Source organism: Pseudomonas sp. Irchel s3a10 (genome assembly GCF_900187525.1).
GTDB classification, from domain to species: Bacteria; Pseudomonadota; Gammaproteobacteria; order Pseudomonadales; family Pseudomonadaceae; genus Aquipseudomonas; species Aquipseudomonas koreensis_G.
Genome location: NZ_FYDR01000016.1, coordinates 26,237 through 44,591, shown reverse-complemented (window position 1 = coordinate 44,591; position 18,355 = coordinate 26,237). Strand labels below are relative to the sequence as shown.

The window sequence follows — 18,355 nt, the reverse complement described above, 5'->3', positions numbered from 1 at the left end:
ACGACTAAATCAAGCAAATGAAAAAACAGTGGTTGACTCGCTAATGAGAATCTCTATGATTATCACAACTGGTCGCGAGATCAGTCGATATTCTGAAAAGCCCTTGGTTCGGACTCTCAGATTATCTCCTCATCAGGCTAATCACGGTTATTTGACCCGGTTTTTACCGGGTCTTTTTTTGCCTGTGGAAAAGTCATCGGCCGAACTGTTTGCGCATCTGCGCGCAGTAATCCTGCGCGGGCGTGGCCGGGGTGTACCAGACGTAATCGGCCATCGCGGCAGTCACCTCGGCGCCTTGCTCGGCCAGCATCAGCACCGTTGGCGCCTGGGCTGCACCCAGATCCAGAACATGCAGCGGCACGCCAGCATCTTTGCGCGCATGCCAGGCACCCGCCAACAACAAGGCAGGCGTCGGCGCTGCCAGCAAACGTTCGGCCATGCGGCGATCGCGCTGCTGTTGAACCGCGAGCATCGCCGGCATCTGTGATTTGGGCAGCAAGCCGCAATGTGATTCGCTGATCTGCTCTAACAGTTTGGCTTTCACCAAGGCCGCATTGCTGCGAACACCGCTCTGGGCTGGCGGCTGACGATAGAACGCGCGGATTTCGCTGTTATCCAGATTGGCCGCCAACAGCGGATAGGGCTGCGTGAGGGCAAACCGAACAATCGGTCCATAGAGATTCCAGTCCCAACCATCCTGCCAGGCCAGCGCGGCGGCAAGATCGGTGGGCGGCGTTGCGGCATGACGAACCTGATCAACTTTCGGCTGTTGATCAGGCGTGAGCATCTCCAGCAACAGACTGCCCTGAGGACGTTGCTCACCGAGCGCCCGCAACAGCCACAGCTGCGCAGCGTGATGATCCGCATTGTCATGTTGCTCGCCGATGATCAACTGTTGCGGCTTGGCCAGACGCGTCAGCAGTTCCTGCGCTGTCAGCACCTGGCCGCTGTGCAGATCGCGAATCTCACCGCTGACCGGTGGCGGCGCCGCAACATGCTGACACCCCGTCAGCCACAACACCGCTAACAACCAGATCCCGCGCATACCATCACCTCAATGAGAAATCAGCGGGCGATGATCAGCGGATGCCCACGCTCCGGGTGCGGCTGCACCAATACCTCAAGGCCGAACACGGCTTTGAGCGAGTCCGGTCGCAAGACTTGCTGCGGCGTATCCAGCGCCACCGGGCGCCCGCCTTCGAGCAGCAACACCCGATCACAATAGCGTGCCGCCAGATTCAGATCATGCAGGATGACCAACACTGCTGCGCCACGATCGGCAAACTCACGCACCGCTTGCAGCGTGGTGTGCTGATGCAAGGGATCGAGCATCGAGGTCGGCTCATCCAGCAACAGGGTTTGCCCGGCCTGCCCGGGCCATAACTGCGCCAGCACCCGCGCCAGATGCACACGCTGGCGCTCGCCCCCCGACAATGCCAGATAACTGCGCCCGCTCAGATGCCCGGCATCTGCAGCGTCCAGCGCTGCCGCAACAATCTCGTCATCGCGCACCCGACCACTCTGATAAGGCAAGCGGCCCATGCCGACCACTTCTTCCACGCGAAAGGCAAAATCCAGCGTCGACACCTGCGGCAATACCGCCAGACGTTGGGCACGCTGCGTACCTGTCCAGTGATTCAGCGCCTTGTCGTCGAGCAACACCTCGCCCTCACTCGCCGTCAGCTCTCCGCACAAGGCACCGAGCAAGGTGCTTTTGCCGGCACCGTTCGGCCCGAGCACACCCAGCACCTCACCGGGTTCGAGTTGCAGGGTGACGTCGCTGAGCACGGTCTTGCGCCCGCGGCGGATGTGCAGATTGTGCGCACGCAACATCAGGCACGTCCTCGCAGCAGCAGATAGAGGAAGAACGGCGCGCCGATAAACGCGGTGACGATACCGATCGGCAATTCCGCCGGCGCCAGCGCCAGCCGAGCCACCAGATCCGCCAGCAGCAATAGACTGGCACCGGCCAATACCGAGGCGGGCAATAGCACACGGTGATCCGGCCCGGCCAATAAACGCACCAGATGCGGCACCACCAACCCGACGAAGCCAATCATCCCGGCTGCTGCCACCGCTGCGCCAACACCCAACGCCGTGCAGAACACCAATTCACGCTTGAGCCGTTCGACATCGATCCCCAAGTGCCCGGCTTCGGACTCACCGAGCAACAAGGCATTCAGGGCCTTGGCGCGGCGCGGCAACCACAGCGCGACGCCGGTGCTGATGATCAGCAACGGCCACAGACGCGCGTAACTCGCACCATTGAGGCTGCCCAGATTCCAGAAAGTCAGCGTGCGCAAAGTCGCGTCATCCGCCAGATAGGTGAACAACCCGACTGCCGAGCTGGCCAGCGCTGTCAGGGCGATCCCGGCCAACAGCATGGTCGCGACGTTGGTCTGACCGTTGCGCCGTCCAAGCCGATAGACCAGCGCCGTCACCCCCAGCCCACCGAGAAACGCGCACGCCGATAACAGATACGGCCCGAACCAATCCGGCAACCCGCCAAAAAACGAACCGCCGACAATGGCTACAGCCGCCCCGAGCGCCGCGCCACTGGAGACCCCGACCAACCCGGGATCGGCCAGCGGATTGCGAAACAAACCCTGCATCGCCACACCTGACAATGCCAGCACACCGCCGACGGCCAAGCCGAGCAAGGTGCGCGGCAGGCGAATCTGCCCGAGGATCAGCTCAGCCTGCTCCAGACCATCCGGCGCCAGCGGCACACCGAGCATGCGCAATGCAGCGCGCAAGGTATCCAAAAGGGGCAGGCTGACTGGCCCCAGCGCCAACGACAACCAGATCGCCAGCAGACACAGCAACGTCAGGCCGATAAACAGGCCCCGTGGTTTGACCAGTACGGTCATTGGCCGCTCGCACTCGGGTAGAAGCCGTCAGACAAACCCTTCAACGCCGCCGGTAACCGCGGCCCAAGCCCGCCGACCAGCAGCGTCGGATCCAGCTCCAGTACCCGACCGGTCTTGGCCGCACGACTAGATTGAAGAATCGGATTTTCCTTGAACAACGCCGCTTTTGCCGCCTCGCCGCTCAACGCGCGATCAGCAAAAACCAACACCTCGGGATCGAGTCCGGCCAGCGATTCCACGGAGAACGGCTTGTAACCTGTATGTGTCGCCAAGTTGTGCCCACCGGCCTGTTGCAATAGCCAGTCGGCGGCAGTGTCCTTGCCGGCAATCAACGGTTTGCCGCCGGCATGCCCGATCAACACCAGCACACCGGGCGCCTTTTGTTTAGCCTGCAACTCGGCGACTCGCGCTTTCTGCGCGGTCAGCTGCTGTTGATAACTTTCCAGCAACTGCGCCGCCAGCGCTTGCGCGCCCAGCAACTGCCCCAGATGCGTGACGTTTTTTTCCAGGGTCGGCAAATCCGGCTGTGCCGAGAACAGTTCGACCCGCACCTTCGCGCTCTTCAACTGGGCGATGACCGGCGGCGGGCCCATTTCTTAGCTGCCGATGAGGATATCCGGGCGCAGACTGAGAATGCCCTCAGCCGACAGACTGCGTTGATAGCCGATGCTGGGCAGCTTCCTCAGCGATTGCGGATGCTGGCTGGTAGTGTCGACGCCGACCAGCTTGGATTCGCCGCCCAACGCGCTCACCCACTCCGATAGCGCGCCACCGGCACTGACCCAACGTTGCGGCAAATCGGCAGCTATCACCTGAAGGCTGGCGAGCAGTCCGACACACAGCACAACAACGCGGGTACTCAGGCGCATACGCAGCTTTCCTTGAACAGTTTTCCCGGGCAGCACAGCGGCAGGCCAAGTATCCTTGGCGGCGGCTGCGCAGAGTGGGCGGAGGCGGCCATTTGATAATTGTTTGCATTTAAACGTCAAGCTCGGACATTTCCTGAAACGAGCCGACACTTGAGGATAGCCATGAAGTTTTTGTGCGCCGGTACCGATCTCGCTGAGGCCGGCAGCCGTGGTTTCGAAATCGATGGCAACAAACTGTTTGCCGTTCGCCGCAATGGCCAGGCCTATGTTTATCTCAATCGTTGCCCGCATCGCGGCGTCGGTCTGGAATGGCAGCCCGACCAGTTTCTCGACCCGAGCAACAGCCTGATCCAGTGCGCCACCCACGGCGCACTGTTTCTGATCGAAGATGGTGAATGCGTCGCCGGGCCCTGCGCCGGGCAATCGCTGACCGCCATCCCCTGCCGCGAAGATGCGCAGGGGCTGTGGATAGATGTTTAACCGTTGAGCAAAACGTCCAGCCGCCGGTCGATCACCATCTCTTCGTGGTTCAAGCGCACGCCGTAGGCCAGCACTTCGACCCCGCATGCAACGGCCTCGCGCAGGGCATCCGCGTAGGCCGAATCGATTTCCTCGGCAGGTCGCACGGCCTCGATGCCGCTGAGATTGACGCAATACAACTGCACCGCACGAATACCGTCACGGGCCAGATGCGCCAGCTCGCGCAGGTGTTTGGCACCACGCTGGGTAACCGCGTCGGGAAACGCCGCCACGTTGGTTCCATCGAAGCCTAACGTGACGCTTTTTACTTCCACGTAGGCCGGGCCACTCGGGTATTCGAGGCGGAAATCGATGCGGCTCTTTTCCTGACCGTACGCCACTTCGCGTTTAAGCGCCGTGAAGCCGTTCAACTCACTGATGACTCCGGCCTGCAGCGCCTCTTCAACCAGCGCGTTGGCGCGGCCAGTGTTCACGCAAAACAGCCGGCCCTGCGGGGTTTCACCGATTTCCCAGGTGCCGGGCAGCTTGCGTTTCGGGTCGTTTGAGCGACTGAACCACACCTGCCCGCCTTCGACTTGGCAGTTGAGCATCGAGCCGGTATTCGGGCAGTGCAGGGTCAAAAACTCGCCATTGACCGTTTCAACGTCCGCAAGAAAACGTTTGTAGCGACGAATCAGCCGCGCCTCTTCCAGAGCCGGATAAAAGCGCATCAGCCTTGCCAGCTCTTCAAGCCGCGAGCGATACGTTCCACCGCTTCCTGTAAGCGAGGGAGGTTTTGCGTGTAAGCGAAACGCACATGGTGGCTGGCCTGATAACGCCCGAAATCCAGCCCTGGGGTGAAGGCAACGTGCTCGGTTTCGAGGAAATGACGGCAGAACGCGAAGGCATCACCGCCGAACTGGCTGATATCGGCGTACAAGTAAAACGCCCCTTCAGGCTCGACGGCGATGTTGAAACCCAACTCGCGCAGTGCCGGCAGAAGGAAGTCGCGGCGGCGGCCAAATTCGGCGCGGCGCTCCTCGAGGATGCTGATGGTGTCCGGCTCGAAGCAGGCCAAAGCGGCGTACTGCGCCATGCTCGGGGCGCTGATGTACAGGTTCTGGGCGAGTTTTTCCAGCTCACTGACGGCCGCATCCGGCGCCACCAGCCAGCCGAGACGCCAACCGGTCATACCGAAATATTTGGAGAAACTATTGAGGACAAAGGCGCTGTCATCGACTTCCAGCACACTGGCGGCATCGGTGCCGTAAGTCAGGCCGTGGTAGATCTCGTCCACCACCAGATGCCCGTGCCGCGCCTTGATCGCTGTGGATAACCCGGCCAGTTCATCGCGGGTCAGGATGGTCCCGGTGGGGTTGGCTGGCGACGCCACCAAGGCACCAACGCTGTCGTGGTCCCAGTGCCGCGTCACCAGATCCGGAGTCAGTTGGTAACGCACGTCCGGCCCGACCGGGACCAGTTGCGCCGCGCCTTCGACCAGACGCAGGAAGTGCCGGTTGCAGGGATAACCCGGGTCGGCCAGCAGCCAGTGTTTGCCGGGATCCACCAGCAAGGCACTGGCCAGCAACAGGGCGCCGGAGCCACCCGGCGTGATCAGGATCCGTCGTGGATCGATGTTCAAGCCGTAACGTGTCTGATAGAACCCGGAAATCGCCTCGCGCAACTCGGGAATACCCCGCGCGGCGGTGTAGCGGGTCTTGCCTGCCGTCAGCGCCGCTTGCCCGGCACGGATGATCGGCTCGGCGGTGGTGAAGTCCGGCTCGCCGATTTCCAGGTGGATCACGTCGTGACCTTCGGCCTGCAGTTCGTTGGCCCGCGCCAGCAGCGCCATCACATGGAACGGTTCGATCGCACGACTGCGCGCACTGTAAGGCTGAGCCATTGGTTTTCCTTCGACGGGGAAAAAGAGACGATTCTACCCATCTGCCGGAACGAGCGAGAACCCGTCGCGGTCACAGCCTCAAGAACGCTGGACTGTAACGATATGCGCGTACGCTCCAGGATTGACTAAAATCAGAGATTGATCAGGTCTCCATCACTGTCAGACATGGCTTGCCAGACTTCTGCAAGCGCCACCCGCCGGGGCCTCGACATCCGGGAGTAGCGCAGGCCGAATTGATCTGGTAAGTTCGCCCGCTTGCAGCCGCAGGGCCGGCAGGTGTCGGTGATGGAGCAATCCTGCGCAATGGATTACAAGAGTAGAGGCGGTCCATTTCATGCCCACCCAAGCAAAGCAACAGCAGCAAGTGACGATCAGCGGCTTCGAACCTTACGTTCCGAAGGAAGGCGAGGAGTACATGGGCGCCCCGATGCGCGCGCACTTCAGCAAGATCCTGACCAAGTGGAAACTGGACTTGATGCAGGAAGTCGACCGCACTGTTGATCACATGAAGGACGAAGCAGCCAACTTCCCCGACCCGGCCGACCGTGCCAGTCAGGAAGAAGAGTTCGCCCTCGAACTGCGCGCCCGTGATCGCGAGCGCAAGCTGATCAAGAAGATCGACAAGACTCTGCAACTGATCGAAGACGGCGAATACGGATGGTGTGATTCCTGCGGCATCGAGATCGGCGTCAAGCGCCTCGAAGCCCGCCCTACAGCCGACATGTGCGTCGACTGCAAGAACCTCGCTGAAATCAAGGAAAAGCAGGTCGGCAAGTAATCTCGACCTGAACGAAAAACGGAGCGTGCGAACGCTCCGTTTTTGTTTCTGCCTTTTGCCTTTTGCCTTTGCCCTTGCCTTGCTTTTGTGGGAGGGGGCTTGCTCCCGAATGCGGTGTGTCATTCAACATACAGGTTGTCTGAACTGACGCTTTCGCGAGCAAGCCCGCTCCCACAAGGGTAATGTTTCTGCCTTCTGCCCTGTTTGCGCTTTTGGTGGGAGGGGGCTTGCTCCCGAAGGCGGTACGTCATTCAACATCAAATATGTCTGAGCCGACACTTTCGCGAGCAAGCCCGCTCCCACAGGGGTAATGTTTCTGCCTTCTGCCCTGATTGCGCTTTTGGTGGGAGGGGGCTTGCTCCCGAAGGCGGTGTGTCATTTAACATCAAATATGTCTGAGCCGACGCTTTCGCGAGCAAGCCCGCTCCCACAGGGGTAATCTGCGTGAATCCTGAAAAGTTATATTGTCCACATGACTGCCAAAACCGCTTCCGCCTACATCGGCCGCTTCGCCCCCACCCCCAGTGGCCACCTGCACTTCGGCTCGCTGGTTGCCGCCCTCGCCTCCTACCTCGACGCGCGCGCGGTCGGCGGGCGCTGGCTGGTGCGCATGGAAGATCTCGATCCGCCCCGGGAAGAACCCGGCGCGCAGGCGGCGATTCTCAAGGCGCTGGAAAGCTACGGGTTCGAATGGGACGGCGAAATGGTGCGCCAGAGTGACCGGCACGCTGCCTACGCCGAAGTCCTCGACAGTCTGTTCAATCACGGCCTCGCTTACGCCTGCACCTGTTCGCGCAAACAGCTGGAGCCGTACCACGGGATTTATCCGGGGCTGTGCCGCAATGCCGGCCATGAGCAGCAAGACGCGGCGATCCGCCTGCGCGTGCCGGAGCTGGAATACCACTTCATCGACCGCGTGCAGGGCGAATTTCGCCAGCACTTGGGGCGTGATGTCGGCGATTTCGTGATTCGCCGCCGCGACGGTCTCTACGCCTATCAACTGGCGGTGGTGCTGGATGACGCCTGGCAAGGCATCACCGACATCGTGCGCGGTGCCGACCTGCTCGACTCCACGCCGCGCCAGCTCTACCTGCAAGAACTGCTGGGCCTGCGTCAGCCGCGCTATCTGCACCTGCCATTGATTACGCAGCCGGACGGCAACAAGCTCGGGAAATCCTACCGCTCGCCGCCACTGGAAGCCGATCAGGCCACTCCGTTGCTGCTTCGGGCCTTGCGTGCGCTGGGGCAAAACCCCGGCGCTGAACTGGCTCACGCCTCACCGCAGGAATTGCTGAAATGGGGCGCAGCCCACTGGGACGCATCCAGGATCCAGCGCACACTGACGTTGCCCGAGGCGCAACTGCAATGACGGCACTTGCAGTCGCGCCGCCATCCGTTACCATCGCCGCACGTTTTCGGGCACGCGCATAAAAAAGAGAGGCCGGGATGTACATCTATCGCTTGGTCCTGCTTCTGGTCGTGGGGATCTATCTGTTTTCGCCAGCCATCATGGATTGGTGGATCGACGCCACGGGCGCCTGGTATCGGCCGTATCTGCTCTGGTTGATCCTGATTGTCGTGACCTTCATCCTGCAGAGCCAAAAAGATGCCGATGAGCTTTAGCCTGACCCAGATGATCCTGATCAGCGCCGCGTACCTTGCAGTGCTGTTCGGCGTCGCCTGGATCAGCGAACGGGGCATGATCCCGCGGGCGATCATTCGCCACCCGCTGACCTACACCCTGTCGCTGGGGGTCTATGCCAGTGCCTGGGCGTTTTACGGCACGGTGGGCCTGGCCTATCAGTATGGCTACGGCTTTCTTTCCAGTTACCTCGGGGTGTCCGGCGCGTTTCTGCTGGCGCCGGTGCTGCTGTATCCGATCCTGAAAATCACCCGCACCTATCAACTGTCGTCGCTGGCGGATCTGTTCGCCTTCCGTTTTCGCAGCACCTGGGCCGGCGCGCTGACCACGATTTTCATGCTGATCGGCGTGCTGCCGTTGCTGGCGTTGCAGATTCAGGCGGTGGCCGACTCCATCGGCATCCTCACCGGCGAGCCGATCCAGAGCCGCGTCGCCCTGGCGTTCTGTGCGTTGATCATTCTGTTCACGATCTTCTTCGGCTCCCGGCATATCGCCACCCGCGAGAAACACGAAGGCCTGGTGTTCGCGATTGCCTTCGAATCGGTGATCAAACTGATCGCCCTCGGCGGCGTCGGTCTGTATGCGTTGTACGGCGTGTTCGACGGCCCGCAACAGCTTGAACTGTGGCTGCTGCAAAACCAGACCGCCCTCGCCGCGTTGCACACACCGCTGCAGGAAGGCCCGTGGCGCACGCTGTTGCTGGTGTTCTTCGCCTCGGCGATCGTGATGCCGCACATGTATCACATGACCTTCACCGAAAACCTCAACCCGCGCTCGCTGGTCAGTGCCAGCTGGGGCCTGCCGCTGTTCCTGCTGCTGATGAGCCTGGCGGTGCCGCTGATTCTCTGGGCCGGCCTGAAACTCGGCGCCACCACTGACCCGGAATACTTCACCCTCGGCATCGGCATTGCTGCCAACAGCAAACCGCTGGCCCTGCTCGCGTACGTCGGCGGGCTGTCGGCGGCCAGTGGCCTGATCATCGTCACCACCCTGGCGCTGTCGGGCATGGCGCTGAACCATCTGGTGCTGCCGCTCTATCAGCCGCCGGCCGAAGGCAACATCTATCGCTGGCTGAAGTGGACCCGCCGGGCGCTGATCGTTGCGATCATCATGGCCGGTTTCTGCTTTTACCTGATGCTCGGCGCCGGGCAGGATCTGGCCAACCTCGGCATCGTCGCCTTCGTCGCCACCTTGCAGTTCCTGCCCGGCGTGCTCTCGGTGCTGTACTGGCCGACCGCCAACCGTCGCGGCTTTATCGCCGGCCTGCTGGCGGGGATTCTGGTGTGGGTGGTGACCATGCTGCTGCCGCTGGTCGGCAATCTGCAGGGTTTCTACATTCCGCTGCTGAACATGATCTACGTGCTGGACGACACCAGTTGGCACATGGCGGCCATCGCCTCGCTGGCAGCCAACGTGCTGATGTTCACGCTGATCTCACTGTTCACCAACGCCAGCCCTGAAGAGGCCAGCGCCGCCGAAGCCTGCGCGGTGGATAACGTGCGTCGCCCGCAACGCCGCGAACTGCACGCTGCTTCACCCCAGGAATTCGCTACGCAACTGGCCAAACCGCTGGGCGCCAAGGCAGCGCAGAAAGAAGTCGAACAGGCCCTGCGCGATCTCTATCTGCCGTTCGACGAACGCCGCCCTTATGCGCTGCGCCGCTTGCGCGACCGGATCGAAGCCAACCTCTCCGGCCTGATGGGCCCGAGCGTGGCGCAGGACATGGTCGAAACCTTCCTGCCGTACAAGGCTGGCGGCGAGAACTACGTAACCGAAGACATCCACTTCATCGAAAGCCGTCTCGAGGACTACCACTCGCGCCTCACCGGGCTGGCCGCCGAACTCGACGCCTTGCGCCGCTACCACCGCCAGACCCTGCAGGAGCTGCCAATGGGCGTCTGCTCGCTGGCCAAGGATCAAGAGATCCTGATGTGGAACAAAGCCATGGAAGAACTCACCGGCATCGCCGCGCAACGCGTGGTCGGCTCGCGCCTGAGCACCATCGCCAATCCGTGGAAGCAGTTGCTGCAAGGCTTCATCAACCTGCCCGACGAGCATTTGCACAAACAGCACCTGGCCCTCGACGGCCAGACCCGCTGGCTCAATCTGCACAAAGCGGCGATCGATGAACCGTTGGCACCGGGCAACAGCGGCCTGGTGCTGCTGGTGGAAGACCTGACCGAAACACAGATGCTCGAAGACAAACTGGTGCACTCCGAGCGACTGGCGAGCATCGGCCGACTGGCGGCGGGTGTGGCCCACGAAATCGGCAACCCGATCACCGGCATCGCCTGTCTGGCGCAAAACCTGCGCGAAGAGCGTGAAGAAGATGGCGAACTGACGGAAATCAGCGGGCAGATCCTCGAACAGACCAAGCGCGTGTCGCGCATCGTGCAGTCGCTGATGAGCTTCGCCCACGCCGGCAGCCACCAGCACAGCGACGAGCCGGTGTGTCTGGCTGAAGTCGCGCAGGACGCGATTGGCCTGCTGGCACTCAACCGGCGCAACTTCGAAGTGCAGTTCTATAACCTGTGCGATCCCGATCACTGGGTCGAAGGCGATCCGCAGCGGCTCGCGCAGGTGCTGATCAATCTACTCTCCAATGCCCGCGACGCCTCGCCGCCGCACAGCGCCGTACGGGTCAAGAGTGAAGCCGGCGAACACACGGTCGATCTGATCGTCGAAGACGAAGGCAGTGGTATTCCGCAGAACATCATGGACCGATTGTTCGAACCTTTCTTCACCACCAAGGATCCGGGTGAAGGTACCGGTCTGGGCCTTGCACTGGTCTATTCCATCGTTGAAGAGCATTATGGACAAATCACCATCGACAGCCCGGCTGATGTACAAAGCCAGCGCGGCACCCGTATCCGGGTGACATTGCCGCGTCATGTCGAAGCGACGTCCGCTGTGAACTGAGACCGTCGAGAGTATCGAATCAATGCCGCACATTTTGATCGTCGAAGACGAAACCATTATCCGCTCCGCCTTGCGCCGCCTGCTGGAGCGCAACCAGTATCAGGTCAGCGAAGCCGGTTCAGTGCAGGAAGCACAAGAACGCTTCAGTATTCCCACATTCGATCTGATCGTCAGCGACCTGCGCCTGCCTGGCGCCCCCGGCACCGAGCTGATCAAGCTTGGCCAGGGCAAACCGGTGCTGATCATGACCAGCTACGCCAGCCTGCGCTCGGCGGTCGACTCGATGAAGATGGGCGCGGTGGACTACATCGCCAAGCCTTTCGATCACGATGAAATGCTCCAGGCGGTTGCGCGGATCCTGCGCGACCATCAGTCGGCGCCTGCCGCCAGTGAAGTGCCTGCCGGCAAAACAGCCAATGGCAGCGGCAAGTCGTCTGTCGACAACAGCAACGGCGAGATCGGCATCATCGGTTCGTGCCCGCCGATGCAGGATCTGTACAGCAAGATCCGCAAAGTTGCGCCGACTGATTCCAATGTCCTGATTCAGGGCGAGTCCGGGACCGGTAAAGAGCTGGTGGCCCGCGCCCTGCACAACCTGTCCAAGCGCGCCAAGGCACCGATGATTTCGGTGAACTGCGCCGCCATTCCGGAAAGCCTGATCGAGTCCGAACTGTTCGGCCACGAAAAAGGCGCGTTCACTGGCGCCAGCGCCGGCCGCGCCGGTCTGGTGGAAGCGGCGGACGGCGGCACGCTGTTCCTCGACGAGATCGGCGAACTGCCGCTGGAAGCTCAGGCACGTCTACTGCGCGTGCTGCAGGAAGGCGAAATTCGCCGCGTGGGTTCGGTGCAGTCGCAAAAGGTCGATGTGCGCTTGATCGCCGCGACCCACCGCGACCTCAAGAGCCTGGCGAAAATCGGCCAGTTCCGTGAAGACTTGTATTACCGCCTGCATGTGATTGCCCTGAAATTGCCGGCCCTGCGTGAACGTGGCGCCGACGTCAACGAAATCGCCACCGCGTTCCTCGCTCGCCAGAGTGCGCGCATCAACCGTACCGATCTGAAATTTGCCGCCGATGCCGAACAGGCCATCCGGCATTATTCCTGGCCGGGCAACGTGCGCGAGCTGGAAAACGCGGTGGAGCGTGCAGTGATCCTGAGCGAAAGCCCGGAAATCTCCGCCGACCTGCTGGGCATCGATATCGAGCTGAGCGATCTGGAGGACGACGAGTTCATCGGCCTGCCGCCACAAACGGCCGGTAACGCCAGCAACAGCAGCCATGAGCCGACCGAAGACCTGTCGCTGGAGGACTACTTCCAGCACTTCGTCCTCGAACACCAGGACCACATGACCGAGACCGAGCTGGCGCGCAAACTGGGCGTCAGCCGCAAGTGCCTGTGGGAACGCCGTCAGCGCCTGGGCATTCCACGGCGCAAGACCGGGGCCACCAGCGAGAGCTGAACGTTACCTGTCGAGTGCGCGGGTAACGCTTGAAGACGTGAAAAAACTGTTACCTCAGTCCTTTCACGTAACAGAAGCCGGGGTTATCGGTAACGAAACCCCGGCTTTTTTTCGCCCCGAGAAAACCGTTATATCGACCTAACCCCTTGTTTTATTGGGCTTCGCAAAAGTTGGCACGGCACCTGCTATATGTTTGGTACAAGAACAATAACAAGCAATGCACAAGACAATAAAAATAAGACGAATCGACTCACGCACAATAAAAACAAGACGGCGAGAGGCGCAGCTAACTGATTCTTTTGGAGAGGCGTTGTATTTGGGGCTAGCCCCACGACCAGGCCGAGAACAACAAAAACTGTCCTAAGACAGAGCCTGTACTGGTTGGATCGCAAGATCACTGCAACACAGCGACCAAAGCAATCCGTTTGCTCTTGGCTCCCGATTGGGAGGGTCATGAAGGAAAAGCTTCATGGCGAGGGCACTCAACAAAAACAAGAAGCCCGAATCAATAATAAAAAGAGCACGCAACTACTTCTGGGGGAGCTTCGGCTCCCCTTGTAGTTTCTTCCCCGCAGCAAAAACCCGCCTCCAAAGCCTTTAGCCTGCGACTTACAGCGCAAATCCGCTGCGTCCTACACCATCCCCCGACTAAATGCTAGAATCTGCGCCCATCATGCGGTCATTCTTTGGTATGGCCGAACATTCCTTCAAACAGTGCATCCCATGCTGAAGAAGCTGTTCCAGTCATTCCGAACTCCCGTGCGTCGTACGCAACACATCCGCAGCACCCCTGAAGTGCTCAACAGCGGCCAACATTCGCTGCAAAAGGGGCAATTCAGCCGCTACGCGGTCAATATCGTCGAACGCCTGCAGGGCGCCGGCTACCAGGCTTATCTGGTCGGCGGCTGCGTGCGTGACATGCTCCTGGGCATCACGCCCAAGGACTTCGACGTCGCCACCAGCGCCACCCCCGAGCAAGTCCGTGCCGAATTCCGCAATGCGCGGATCATCGGTCGCCGCTTCAAACTGGTGCATATCCATTTCGGTCGCGAAATCATCGAAGTCGCAACCTTCCGCGCCAATCACCCGGTCAATGAAGACGACGAAGACAGCAACCAGTCTTCGCGTAACGAGAGCGGGCGGATTCTGCGCGACAACGTTTATGGCACCCTGGAAGAAGACGCGCAACGTCGCGACTTCACCATCAACGCCCTGTATTACGATCCGGTCAGCGAGCGCATTCTCGATTACGCCAACGGCGTACACGACATCCGCAATCACCTGATCCGCCTGATCGGCGATCCGAAGCAGCGTTACCAGGAAGACCCGGTGCGCATGCTGCGCGCCGTGCGTTTCGCCGCCAAGCTCAATTTCGGCATCGAAAAGCACACCGTGCAGCCGATCCGCGAACTGGCGCCGATGCTGCGCGAGATTCCGTCGGCCCGCCTGTTCGAGGAAGTGCTCAAGCTGTTCCTCTCCGGCCACGGCGCGATCACCTTCGAGATGCTGGTCGATCTGCAATTGTTCGCCCCGCTGTTCCCGGCCAGTGCCGACGCACTTGAGCACAACCCGGAATACACCCACACACTGATCAGCGAAGCACTGACCAACACCGACCTGCGCATCAAGCAGAACAAACCGGTAACCCCGGCGTTCCTGTTTGCCGCACTGCTGTGGCCTGCCCTTCCGGCCCGTGTGTTGCGTCTGCAGGAACGTGGCATGCCGCCGATTCCGGCGATGCAGGAAGGTGCGCACGAGCTGATCGCCGAACAGTGCCAGCGCATCGCCATTCCAAAGCGCTTCACCATGCCGATCCGCGAGATCTGGGACATGCAGGAACGCTTGCCACGCCGCAGCGGCAAACGCGCCGACCTGCTGCTGGACAATCCACGCTTCCGCGCCGGTTACGACTTCCTGCTGCTGCGTGAAAGCGCTGGCGAGCAGACCGACGGTCTGGGCGAATGGTGGACGGATTATCAGGACGCCAACGACAGCGAGCGTCGCGAGATGATTCGCGAACTCAGCAGCAAGGGTGATGACGCCAGCGGCGCGCCGCGCAAACGTCGCCGCAGCAGCGGTTCCAAGCGCAAGCGCGCCGGGGCTCCGAGCGCATCGGGCGAATAAGGCATGGAACGCATCTATATCGGCCTGGGCAGCAACCTCGCTGATCCGGCCGAACAACTGCGCAGCGCGCTCAACGCGCTGGGGCAATTGCCGCAGACTTCCCTTGCTGGTGTTTCGGCGTTCTATCAGAGCGATTCACTGCTGCCAGGGCAACCGCGTTACACCAACGCGGTCGCCGCCCTCGACAGTGACCTCGCGCCGCTCGATCTGCTCGATGCGCTGCAAGCGATCGAAAACGATCAGGGTCGCGAGCGTCTGGAACGTTGGGGGCCGCGTACGCTGGATCTGGATATCCTGCTGTTCGGCGATCGCCTGATCGACGAGCCACGCCTGAAAGTCCCGCATTATCAGATTCAGGAACGGGCGTTCGTGCTCTATCCCCTGGCCGAACTGGCTCCCGAGGATTTGCGCCTGGCCGATGGCCGCGCCCTCGCCGATCTGCTCGCCGCCTGCCCGTTCGTCGGCCTCGAACGCCTCTCTCAAGCTTGAAAACATCCCCCCCCTGTGGATGAGGACCTCTGTGGCGAGGGGATTCATCCCCGATCGGCTGCGCAGCAGTCGCAAAACCGGCAAATGCGGTGTGACAGCATTGTTCCATTCTACGGTTTCGGGGCCGCTTCGCAGCCCATCGGGGATGAATCCCCTCACCACAGAGCTCTGCCGCCACAAGGTTTTTTGTCGGAAAAAAAACCCGCCAGTCAACCCCGCCGCGCCGCTGAAACGCATCAGTAACGCCGGTAACACTCCCCTCGTAACAATGCGGTAACACACGCAATTGACTTCCGCTTGGCTCCTCACGACTATAGGCGTCCCGCTGCCGCCAACCCGGCACATACGGGCGCAATCCAGGCCTTATAAGCACGACAAAAGAGCGTGCGCCTGAGTAGACGAAGAATCACGCGCGTTACTCGCAGTAGTTTCCAGAGCGCCTGAACGAGGATTTTTTACATGCCAGCCATCACCCTGACCACGCTCCAGAGCCTCAAGCAGAAAGGTGAAAAGATCACCATGCTGACCTGCTATGACGCGACCTTCGCCCACGCCTGCAACGAGGCCGGTGTCGAAGTGCTGCTGGTGGGCGACTCCCTCGGCATGGTTCTGCAAGGGCACGACAGCACCTTGCCGGTGACCACCGCAGAAATGGCCTACCACACCGCCTGCGTCAAACGCGGCAACACCGACGCCCTGATCCTGGCTGACCTGCCGTTCATGGCCAACGCCACCCTCGAACAAACCATGACCAACAGCGCCATGCTGATGCAGGCCGGTGCGCACATGGTCAAGGTCGAGGGTGCGCTGTGGCTGGCGGAGTCGATCCGCCTGTTGGCCGAGCGCGGTGTGCCGGTCTGCGCGCACATGGGCCTGACCCCACAAGCGGTGAACATTCTTGGTGGCTATAAAGTGCAGGGCCGCAACGAGAACCAGGCGCGGCAGATGCGTGCCGACGCGATCTCGCTGGAACAGGCCGGTGCTTCGATGCTGCTGCTTGAATGCGTGCCGAGCGAGCTGGCGGCGGAAATCAGCCAGGCGGTGAAGATTCCGGTCATCGGCATCGGCGCCGGTAGTGATACCGACGGCCAGGTACTGGTGCTGCACGACATGCTCGGTCTGTCGATCACCGGCCGAGTACCGAAATTCGTCAAGAACTTCATGCAGGGTCAGGACAGCATCCAGTCCGCCCTGAAGGCCTACGTCAACGAAGTCAAAGGCGTTACTTTCCCTGGGATCGAACACGGATTCTCTGCATGAACACTGTTAAAACCGTACGCGAACTGCGCGCTGCCGTGGCGCGCGCCCGCAGTGAAGGCAAGCGCATCGGCTTTGTGCCGACCATGGGCAACCTGCACAGCGGTCATATCGCGCTGATCACCAAAGCCACTCAGCGCGTGGATTTCGTGGTCGCGAGCATTTTCGTCAACCCGCTGCAGTTCGGCGCCGGCGAAGACCTCGACAAGTACCCGCGCACCCTGGCGGCGGATCAGGAAAAACTGCTGCAAGCCGGCTGTCATTTGCTGTTCGCCCCGACCGTCGAAGAAATGTACCCCGACGGCATGGCCGGGCAGACCCGGGTCAGCGTGCCGCAACTGTCTGAAGGCCTGTGCGGCGCCAGCCGTCCGGGGCACTTCGAAGGTGTGGCGACGGTGGTCAGCAAGCTGTTCAACATGGTTCAGCCGGATCTGGCGATCTTCGGTCAGAAAGACTTCCAGCAACTGGCGGTGATCCGCGCGCTGGTGCATGACCTGAACATGCCAATCCAGATCATCGGCGAACCGACCGTGCGCGCGGCTGACGGCCTGGCGCTGTCATCGCGCAACGGCTTCCTCAACGAAGATCAACGTGCGGTGGCCCCGGTGGTCTATCGCACCCTGAGCACGATTGCCGAGTCGATCAAGCAAGGTGAGCGCGACTACCCGGCGCTGATCGCCGCTCAGGTGCAACAGCTGGAAGCCGCCGGCCTGCGTCCGGATTACCTGGAAATCCGTCATGCCCTGACCTTGCGTCCGGCGACGGCAGAAGACCGCGATCTGGTGATTCTGGTGGCCGCGTTCCTCGGCACCACGCGGTTGATCGACAACCTGTACCTGAACCTCGATAGCCCGGCTTAAAAAACAGCGCAATACCCCTGTAGGAGTGAGCCTGCTCGCGAATGCGGTATGTCAGTCAACCTATCTGCTGAATGACACACCGCATTCGCGAGCAAGCCCGCTCCCACATTGGTTTCTGGTGTCCACACAGACCATATTGCCGCCCCCAAAGCCTTCGGGCACACTGCCCGCCGTTTGCTTCCAACCCGGGAAATCCCTCATGCACGCCATCATGCTCAAGGCCAAACTGCACCGCGCCGAAGTCACTCACGCGGTACTCGATTACGAAGGTTCCTGCGCCATCGATGGCGAGTGGCTGGACTTGTCCGGCATCCGTGAGTACGAGCAGATCCAGATCTATAACGTCGACAACGGCGAGCGCTTCACCACCTACGCGATTCGTGGCGAAGAAGGTTCGCGGATGATTTCGGTCAACGGCGCAGCCGCGCATAAAGCCAAGGTCGGCGACCGCGTGATCATTTGCGCCTACGCCCATTACAGCGAAGCGGAACTGCTCAATTTCAAGCCGCGCATGCTCTACATGGCGCCAGGCAATGAGCTCAGCCACACCAGCAACGCCATTCCGGTTCAGGTGGCCTGAGCCGCTTCGACACGTCACTCCCCTTCCGTTGGTCGGCCCGTTCCCGGTATTGATGTTAAAAAAGTACAGGGAACAGGTCAGAAGAAGTCAAGACAGATCGCAGCGCGAGGTTTACTGTATTCGCCCTGCGTTGAAAAATCGTGTCG

At 61.0% G+C, this 18,355-nt stretch carries 16 protein-coding genes and 1 pseudogene; 11 read left to right on the top strand and 6 right to left on the bottom strand.

From position 1 onward, the window contains the following. Positions 1-193: 193 nt before the first annotated feature. The 4 genes and pseudogenes from CKW11_RS26770 to CKW11_RS26755 form a co-directional block, all read right to left on the bottom strand. Positions 194-1,045, bottom strand: coding sequence for a ChaN family lipoprotein (locus tag CKW11_RS26770; protein ID WP_095140082.1), 852 nt, complete (start codon positions 1,043-1,045; stop codon positions 194-196). A 20-nt stretch (positions 1,046-1,065) separates the two neighbouring features. Continuing rightward, positions 1,066-1,833 (bottom strand): heme ABC transporter ATP-binding protein, encoded by a 768-nt coding sequence (locus CKW11_RS26765; protein ID WP_095140081.1) that lies wholly within the window; start codon positions 1,831-1,833, stop codon positions 1,066-1,068. Beyond that, a complete protein-coding gene (locus CKW11_RS26760) occupies positions 1,833-2,816 on the bottom strand; it encodes an iron ABC transporter permease (protein WP_177440045.1) in 984 nt (327 codons plus the stop codon). The genes CKW11_RS26765 and CKW11_RS26760 overlap by 1 nt, the downstream gene beginning before the upstream one ends. A gap of 50 nt (positions 2,817-2,866) precedes the next feature. Further along, positions 2,867-3,739 (bottom strand): annotated as a pseudogene (locus CKW11_RS26755) (hemin ABC transporter substrate-binding protein). Between the two features lie 162 nt (positions 3,740-3,901). Between CKW11_RS26755 and CKW11_RS26750 the strand changes: the two are divergent. Next, positions 3,902-4,219: a Rieske (2Fe-2S) protein gene (locus tag CKW11_RS26750; RefSeq protein WP_095140079.1), complete on the top strand. Its 318-nt coding sequence runs from the start codon at positions 3,902-3,904 to the stop codon at positions 4,217-4,219. Here CKW11_RS26750 and sfsA read toward each other — a convergent pair. Beyond that, positions 4,216-4,929 carry a DNA/RNA nuclease SfsA gene (gene sfsA / locus CKW11_RS26745; RefSeq protein WP_095140078.1) on the bottom strand — a complete coding sequence of 238 codons (714 nt, stop codon included), beginning with the start codon at positions 4,927-4,929 and terminating at the stop codon, positions 4,216-4,218. The genes CKW11_RS26750 and sfsA overlap by 4 nt on opposite strands. Further along, the gene (locus CKW11_RS26740; RefSeq protein ID WP_095140077.1) at positions 4,929-6,101 is read right to left on the bottom strand and encodes a pyridoxal phosphate-dependent aminotransferase; all 1,173 of its coding nucleotides are present in this window, start codon (positions 6,099-6,101) and stop codon (positions 4,929-4,931) included. The genes sfsA and CKW11_RS26740 overlap by 1 nt, the downstream gene beginning before the upstream one ends. 334 nt (positions 6,102-6,435) lie before the next feature. On the opposite strand from CKW11_RS26740, the gene dksA reads away from it, so the two are divergent. From dksA to panD, 10 genes are all read left to right on the top strand, one after another. Then, complete coding sequence (gene dksA, locus CKW11_RS26735; RefSeq protein ID WP_095140076.1) at positions 6,436-6,879, top strand: RNA polymerase-binding protein DksA; 444 nt, start codon at positions 6,436-6,438, stop codon at positions 6,877-6,879. A gap of 472 nt (positions 6,880-7,351) precedes the next feature. After that, positions 7,352-8,248, top strand: coding sequence for a tRNA glutamyl-Q(34) synthetase GluQRS (gluQRS, locus tag CKW11_RS26730; protein ID WP_095140075.1), 897 nt, complete (start codon positions 7,352-7,354; stop codon positions 8,246-8,248). Between the two features lie 77 nt (positions 8,249-8,325). Beyond that, complete coding sequence (locus CKW11_RS26725; RefSeq protein WP_003176118.1) at positions 8,326-8,502, top strand: hypothetical protein; 177 nt, start codon at positions 8,326-8,328, stop codon at positions 8,500-8,502. After that, positions 8,486-11,440: a sensor histidine kinase gene (locus tag CKW11_RS26720; RefSeq protein ID WP_166497202.1), complete on the top strand. Its 2,955-nt coding sequence runs from the start codon at positions 8,486-8,488 to the stop codon at positions 11,438-11,440. Before CKW11_RS26725 ends, CKW11_RS26720 begins: the two co-directional genes overlap by 17 nt. A gap of 22 nt (positions 11,441-11,462) precedes the next feature. Next, the gene (locus tag CKW11_RS26715; RefSeq protein ID WP_095140073.1) at positions 11,463-12,899 is read left to right on the top strand and encodes a sigma-54 dependent transcriptional regulator; all 1,437 of its coding nucleotides are present in this window, start codon (positions 11,463-11,465) and stop codon (positions 12,897-12,899) included. A 723-nt stretch (positions 12,900-13,622) separates the two neighbouring features. Continuing rightward, positions 13,623-15,023: a polynucleotide adenylyltransferase PcnB gene (locus CKW11_RS26710; protein WP_095140072.1), complete on the top strand. Its 1,401-nt coding sequence runs from the start codon at positions 13,623-13,625 to the stop codon at positions 15,021-15,023. A gap of 3 nt (positions 15,024-15,026) precedes the next feature. Next, positions 15,027-15,512, top strand: a complete 486-nt coding sequence (gene folK / locus CKW11_RS26705; protein WP_095140071.1) for a 2-amino-4-hydroxy-6-hydroxymethyldihydropteridine diphosphokinase — start codon at positions 15,027-15,029, stop codon at positions 15,510-15,512. Between the two features lie 459 nt (positions 15,513-15,971). Then, positions 15,972-16,772: a 3-methyl-2-oxobutanoate hydroxymethyltransferase gene (gene panB / locus CKW11_RS26700; protein WP_027614100.1), complete on the top strand. Its 801-nt coding sequence runs from the start codon at positions 15,972-15,974 to the stop codon at positions 16,770-16,772. Next, positions 16,769-17,629 carry a pantoate--beta-alanine ligase gene (gene panC / locus CKW11_RS26695; RefSeq protein WP_095140070.1) on the top strand — a complete coding sequence of 287 codons (861 nt, stop codon included), beginning with the start codon at positions 16,769-16,771 and terminating at the stop codon, positions 17,627-17,629. The genes panB and panC overlap by 4 nt, the downstream gene beginning before the upstream one ends. Positions 17,630-17,828: 199 nt before the next feature. Next, positions 17,829-18,209, top strand: a complete 381-nt coding sequence (panD, locus tag CKW11_RS26690) for an aspartate 1-decarboxylase (protein WP_003228271.1) — start codon at positions 17,829-17,831, stop codon at positions 18,207-18,209. The last annotated feature ends 146 nt before the right edge of the window (positions 18,210-18,355 follow it).